This window comes from Nitrososphaera sp., from assembly GCF_050748925.1.
Taxonomy (GTDB): domain Archaea; phylum Thermoproteota; class Nitrososphaeria; order Nitrososphaerales; family Nitrososphaeraceae; genus Nitrososphaera.
Genome location: NZ_JBOGQF010000114.1, coordinates 1 through 5,688, shown reverse-complemented (window position 1 = coordinate 5,688; position 5,688 = coordinate 1). Strand labels below are relative to the sequence as shown.

The 5,688-nt window shown below is 52.8% G+C and carries 7 protein-coding genes; 4 read left to right on the top strand and 3 right to left on the bottom strand.

Annotated features, from left to right (window positions below):
• Positions 1 to 264 precede the first annotated feature (264 nt).
• Positions 265 to 414: a hypothetical protein gene (locus tag ACREAY_RS09350; RefSeq protein WP_431755504.1), complete on the top strand. Its 150-nt coding sequence runs from the start codon at positions 265 to 267 to the stop codon at positions 412 to 414.
• An 18-nt stretch (positions 415 to 432) separates the two neighbouring features.
• Here the strand turns inward: ACREAY_RS09350 and ACREAY_RS09345 are convergent, their stop codons facing one another.
• Positions 433 to 1,242 (bottom strand): SIMPL domain-containing protein, encoded by an 810-nt coding sequence (locus ACREAY_RS09345; protein ID WP_431755503.1) that lies wholly within the window; start codon positions 1,240 to 1,242, stop codon positions 433 to 435.
• Positions 1,243 to 1,566: 324 nt separating this feature from the next.
• Here ACREAY_RS09345 and ACREAY_RS09340 point away from each other — a divergent pair, with 324 nt between their 5' ends.
• A complete protein-coding gene (locus ACREAY_RS09340; RefSeq protein ID WP_431755502.1) occupies positions 1,567 to 3,804 on the top strand; it encodes a beta-propeller domain-containing protein in 2,238 nt (745 codons plus the stop codon).
• 5 nt (positions 3,805 to 3,809) lie between these two features.
• Here the strand turns inward: ACREAY_RS09340 and ACREAY_RS09335 are convergent, their stop codons facing one another.
• Positions 3,810 to 4,070 carry a hypothetical protein gene (locus ACREAY_RS09335; RefSeq protein ID WP_431755501.1) on the bottom strand — a complete coding sequence of 87 codons (261 nt, stop codon included), beginning with the start codon at positions 4,068 to 4,070 and terminating at the stop codon, positions 3,810 to 3,812.
• Positions 4,071 to 4,266: 196 nt separating this feature from the next.
• Between ACREAY_RS09335 and ACREAY_RS09330 the strand changes: the two genes are divergently transcribed.
• Positions 4,267 to 4,458, top strand: a complete 192-nt coding sequence (locus ACREAY_RS09330; protein ID WP_431755500.1) for a hypothetical protein — start codon at positions 4,267 to 4,269, stop codon at positions 4,456 to 4,458.
• A 28-nt stretch (positions 4,459 to 4,486) separates the two neighbouring features.
• A complete protein-coding gene (locus ACREAY_RS09325; RefSeq protein ID WP_431755499.1) occupies positions 4,487 to 4,858 on the top strand; it encodes a hypothetical protein in 372 nt (123 codons plus the stop codon).
• 44 nt (positions 4,859 to 4,902) lie between these two features.
• Here ACREAY_RS09325 and ACREAY_RS09320 read toward each other — a convergent pair whose 3' ends face one another.
• The gene (locus ACREAY_RS09320; RefSeq protein WP_431755498.1) at positions 4,903 to 5,568 is read right to left on the bottom strand and encodes a cupredoxin domain-containing protein; all 666 of its coding nucleotides are present in this window, start codon (positions 5,566 to 5,568) and stop codon (positions 4,903 to 4,905) included.
• Positions 5,569 to 5,688 lie beyond the last annotated feature (120 nt).

Here is a 5,688-nt window from a genome sequence, read left to right as displayed (position 1 = left end):
CCAGAGGGTTCTCGCCCACTTTTTTTGCCCCCTCAAATATGCCGGAAAAGAAGGCTTGCCAGCCAATCCCGATGATTGCAAGGATGAGGACTCCAATGACTATCCAAGTTAGCATGCCCACGAGGTATACATGGCAAGAATCAGTATTAAAAATTGAGGAACAAGGTTCTATTTGACGGCAATGCAAGAATCAGCTAAATTAAAGCTACAGGTGAATTTGTCATCTGTCGATGTTTTTTGAGCCAAGCCATGAAGCAATTGCCGATGACGCTTTCTGAGCACCAGAGGTACGCAGGCAAGACGAGGTCAGAGCTGATAGACGAGATAGTCAAGCTCACTAAAGAAGTGCGAGAAAAGAACGACGAGATTTCGGTGTTAAAGAAAAAGATCGTCCTGTACAAGTCAATAAAATAAGGGAGAGTGAGGGTCCATCTAACCCATCACGAATGTGACCTGGACGCTCATCGAGACTTCTTGCTGTCCCGGCAGTATGTCGGTTCCGCCGTTTTCACCCTGCGCAGCGTCAAAGTTCTTGTAGTAGACAGGGAACGAGAAGTCGTTGAGATTTATCGACTGGACGCTCACGACACTCATGCCTACCGCCGCTGCTGCCTTGTCCGCACGTGACCTTGCATTGTCTATCGCCTGCTTGATGAGGCTGTCGCGGATCTCTTGCTGCTTTGCCTCAGAGACAAAGAAGTATGCGCCGCTCACGTTGTTTGCGCCCGCGTTCACTGCAGCGTCGATGACCTTGCCGACGTTCGCGCTTGCCTCAAGCGTCACTGACACCGAGTTGACTGCCCTGTAGCCGGTCACTTCACTCTTTGGAGCGCACTCTGGCGGCTGCGGGTATATGTCTATGCAAGGCGGGCTTCTGCTGTCATAGATAGGGAAGACGCTATAGTTGCTGGTAGCCGTCTGGTTTGCGGTGATCCCCAGGCCCTTCAGTGCGTCAAGGACGCGCTTCATTATCCTAGAGTTGTCGGCAACTGCCTTTGCGGCCGTGTCGCCCTTTGTGTCTACCCCGATGGTCACGGTGACTCTGTCTGGGTCGACTTTGACGGTTGCAGAGCCCGAAGTTGATACGGTTGGCTTGTCGCTAACTGTTGTCTTTGTAGGCTGCTCTTGCGCAACTGCTGTTGTCATCATCTGGCCACCCACTATGGTGGCTGCAACCATGCTGATTGCAAGTATGCCGGCAATCAGGGCAAAGTTGCGTCTTTTCATGTTTTGGTCTGACATGACGGCCTATACTACAGGAGCAGAATACCTAAGCCTAGGTTTCAGAACATGCTTCAGGCGGTGTTTTACGTTTCAGAACACCCATTTTTCGCCAGTTGCCGCGCTGTTTAGCCAGACAAATATTGTAATTTTTACATGTCATAATACAGAAATTGCAACAAGATATCTGCACAAGCCTTGTCAGACATGTTGAATAGGCGATTGCCGATTTTGGCGCGGAACGCCGGAACGAAAGCCTCCAAACAGGGCAATGCGGCTGTTCTAAAGTGTAGAATTAAGATGGATCGGTTGGTTAATAACGTCATCAGGAAGTGATTTGAAGAAATGGCAAGACTCCCGATGTATGGCATGGCCGGCATAGGCATAGCCGCAGCCATTGGCTTTGTATTCATCCTCAGCTCCATCAGTAGCAGCGTGCCGATAGGCGAGATCACGAGAATCGACACCCGCGGAGACCAGCCGGATGTTACGACGCTTGCCGTAGCGTCCACTCAAAAGCTAAACAAGTTCTCTTCGATTGACGATCTAAAGGCTTTCCTACTTAATACAGAGAGCGTCCGCAGTGCCTTGTCTGCCGCGTCGGGAGGCTCTGGAGTTTTCAATGGGATACAGGAGCGGACCCTAGAATCGGCAGACTCGGCAGCACCTCAGTCCACGGCTCCAGCACCGGCATCCCCAGAGGCAAAAGACGGAGCTCCGGTTGCCGCAGATTCATCTTACTCTACTACTAACGTCCAGGTGGCAGGAGTTGACGAGCCGGACTTTGTCAAAAACGATGGCAAATACGCGTACGTGTTGTCAGGCGACAAGCTAACGATTGCAGAAGTATATCCGGCCGAGTCTGCCAAGGTTGTGGCCAAGATCGGCCTGGACATCCAGCAGGGCCAGCAGCTGCAAAACATGTTCCTGAGCAACAACACCCTTGTCGTTTTATACCAGGAATACAGCGAGGACTATGTCATCCCGCAGTACGAGTTTGCACCCCAGCCGGTGTACGCGCCAAAGACGCATGCCATAGTGCTTGACATAACAGACAGGGCCAGCCCAAAAGTGACAGACAACTATTCTGTAATGGGTGCTTACAGCAACGCGCGGCTAATAGGCGACTATGCCTATCTTGTAACGACAAGCGACCTATACAACTATCGCCAGCCGCTGATACCAAAGATAGCAGGGCCGGTCACCATAGTCCCGGACATTTACTACTTTGACAACCCCGAGCCCTACTACAACTTTAACACCGTGACTTCGATAAACATCAAGGGCGGCGACGGCGCGGTCAATTCAAAGACCTTCATGATGAACCCTGCGTCCACCCTGTACGTGTCAGAGGGCAACATCTACATCGCGTACCAAAAGTACCAGCCGTACGGCTTTTACGAGCAGGAAAGCCGCGACAGGTTCTTTGGCGTGGTGGTGCCGCTGCTGTCTGACGACGCGCAGATGAGGATCAGGACAATCGACGCCGACAGCTCGCTTTCGCAGGCGCAAAAGTGGGACAGAATATCTGCAGCGCTTCAGGACATGTACAACCTGACAAGCGAGCAGGACAAGGCGGCGCTGATAGAAAAGATCCAAAAAGCCCTTGGCGAGTACGATGCAAGGCTGCAGAGGGACTCGATGAGGACCGTCGTGCACAAGATAGCGATAGGGCAGGCAGGCGAGCTTGATTATGTCGCAAAAGGCGAGGTGCCCGGCAGGCTCTTGAACCAGTTCTCGATGGACGAGAGCGGAGGCAGGTTCAGGCTCGCGACGACGGTCGAGTACTATTCGCCGTACTCGCAGGGCCTCTACAGCAACGTCTATGTCCTGAACGGCCAGATGGAGACGGTCGGCAAGCTGGAACAGATCGAGCCGGGCGAGTCGATATACGCGGCGCGCTTTATCGGCGAGCGGCTGTACCTTGTGACGTTCCAGAGGATAGACCCGCTCTTTGTCATCGACCTGTCGGCCGACCAGCCCAGGATACTTGGCGAGCTAAAGCTGCCGGGATATTCAAGCTACTTGCACCCCTATGACGAAAACCATATCATCGGCGTAGGCAAGGACGCCAAGGAAAACGAGTTTGGCGGCGTGCAGGCGACGGGAGTAAAGGTTGCGCTCTTTGACGTCTCTGACGTGTCAAAGCCGCGGCTTGTGGACGACCACATTATCGAGGGCCAGGGGACCGACTCTGAGGCGCTCAATGACCACAAGGCGTTCCTATTTGACAAAAGCAGGAACCTGTTGTCGCTTCCGGTGTCAAGCTATGACGCAGAGCCCAGGTACGAGCCGGACGGCAAATACATACCGCCCAAGACGTGGAGAGGGTTCTATGTCTTTAATCTCAGCGCAGGCGACGGCATTTCGCTAAAGGGGACGATAGAGCACGGAAACGCGACTGACTATTACTATGGTCAGGGAAGCAGGTCGTTCTACATCGGAAGCGTGCTTTACACCGTGTCGGCGAACAACCTGATCAAGATGAACGACATCGGCACCCTGCAAGAGCTGAACAAGCTGGACATTGGCGGCACGGGCGGCATCATAAACTACCCCGTGCCCCTTGACGACATAAGGTGACCGCGCTATTTTGAGCCTTTTTCAGGCCCTCCGGCCTTCTTTTCCGGCTCTTTCAGATTCGCCTCTATTGTGCCTTTAGCCTTCCGTATGGCTTCCGCGCACAGCTGCCGGATTTCGTCGTTGACTTCGACGCTCCGGATCTCTTCAAGCGTGTTGACCGCCTCGCTCCCAAAGCCGGCCAGCTCGCTGATGGCATTTCTTTTCTCGTCAACCTTTGACGACCACTTTGCAGTTTCCTTCAACTCGAATATCTTTGCGAACGACAACCAAGTCACCTGAATGGTTAATCGATTAACATGTATTTATTTATCAAGATTACATTATTATATAGAAATCTTGTATTCAGACTATCTAAATATATGAATATAACTATTTCATAGAATTTTCTGTGCAAATAACCGCGCAGGGTATAAGCAATGCCCGCGATATAACGTCATGCAAGAAGAGGGAAAGTCAGCGATCATGACCGACACGGAATACAACCTGCACAAGCAGCTCGCCGAAGAGCTTGCGTTCCTGTGGCACGTCGATGGATATATCAAAGATGCCGAAAAGGACGGCAATCGGAAGGCAGCGGATGCGTTCAAGCAGCTAAAAGTGGATGAGGAAAAGCACGCCAGGATGATAAAGCAGATGCTGTCGCAGGGAAAATAATTTTAGATAGCACCCCATACCCCAACCGATGTCAGAAGCAGACTCGGGAACGCCCACCGCAACAGAAGTAGAAACAGTAGCAAGCGAGCCGGTAGAACAGCCGGCAGTGCCAGTACAGGAACGCGTCGTTTCAAACGAGGAGGTCATGATAGCGCAGACACTGTCGAGGATAAAAAAACAGTCCAAGCAGCTTGAAAAGACAGGCAGGACTATCGATCAGGTCCTTGACTCTCTTAAAAAGGCGGACAAAGAACGCGCCAGGCACTCCAAGCAGGTCGAGTTGCAGAACAAAAAGGTCCTGTCGCAGATTGCGCAGCTGCAGAAAAAGTTGGCCAAGCCCAAGAGCGCAGCCAAGCCAAAATCGGGCAAAAAGAAAAAGGCCCGGCCCAAGAGGCGCTAGGCTAAAAACCGCCTATTTGACGCCACCTAGGGCACCCTGTAGATCTACTTGACTACTACCTGTCCGGTCATCCACGGATGGACTACGCAGATATAGTCATAGGTCCCTGCCTCTTCGAACTTGACGCTGAAAGTGCTTATTTCCTGCAAGCCTTGAGGCGTCTGCCCTTCCGGCCATATCCAGCCCGAATTGACATATTTTTCAGTTCCCGTCAGCGTATAGTTGGCGTTTGGCGGCATGTATGAGACGGCGCCGTCAGCTGCCACAGTGGCCGCGTTCAGGCTTCTCGCATTCAACCCAACCATCGCAGTTCCTGCAGGACCGGGAAAAGTCACCGCCTCGGCGTTAGCGCCGGGCTGGAGCGGGGCCACGTTTGTAGAGTTGGAGATGGCAAATGGAGCCACAAAGTCCGCCCACTGGCTCTGGTCCATCACGAACGTCACGGTGTGCGGCTCTGCCACCCTTGTCGGATTGTACCATGTTACGCTTTCACCGGCCTTGATCTCGGCCACCTTTGGCGAGAACTTTGTCAGCGGCGCAACAGGGCCGCCGCTGCCGGCTTTGACCATGAAAACGCCGTCTTTGTAGCCTGTCTTTGCGCTGGATGAGATCTTGCCTTCGCTTGCTGCCATCGTGCTGCTGACGGCGGTGCCTGCGACCAGGACCGCGCCGGCAACCATGGCGATTGCGATAATTGCGTACCTATTCATCGGCGTCAGTTAGGTACCACTACGATATACCTTTTACCGCTTTAGCGCAGCGTTTTTGATCTCGCTCAGAAAGCCAAGAAATGTTATGGCATGCTCCGTGCTGCACTTGCTGCATACAAG

Bases quoted from the DNA above. Each gene is read 5' to 3' on its own strand.
- ACREAY_RS09350 (WP_431755504.1), top strand. From the start codon at position 265: ATGACGCTTTCTGAGCACCAGAGGTACGCAGGCAAGACGAGGTCAGAG.
- ACREAY_RS09345 (WP_431755503.1), bottom strand. From the start codon at position 1,242: ATGTCAGACCAAAACATGAAAAGACGCAACTTTGCCCTGATTGCCGGC.
- ACREAY_RS09340 (WP_431755502.1), top strand. From the start codon at position 1,567: ATGGCAAGACTCCCGATGTATGGCATGGCCGGCATAGGCATAGCCGCA.
- ACREAY_RS09330 (WP_431755500.1), top strand. From the start codon at position 4,267: ATGACCGACACGGAATACAACCTGCACAAGCAGCTCGCCGAAGAGCTT.
- ACREAY_RS09325 (WP_431755499.1), top strand. From the start codon at position 4,487: ATGTCAGAAGCAGACTCGGGAACGCCCACCGCAACAGAAGTAGAAACA.
- ACREAY_RS09320 (WP_431755498.1), bottom strand. From the start codon at position 5,568: ATGAATAGGTACGCAATTATCGCAATCGCCATGGTTGCCGGCGCGGTC.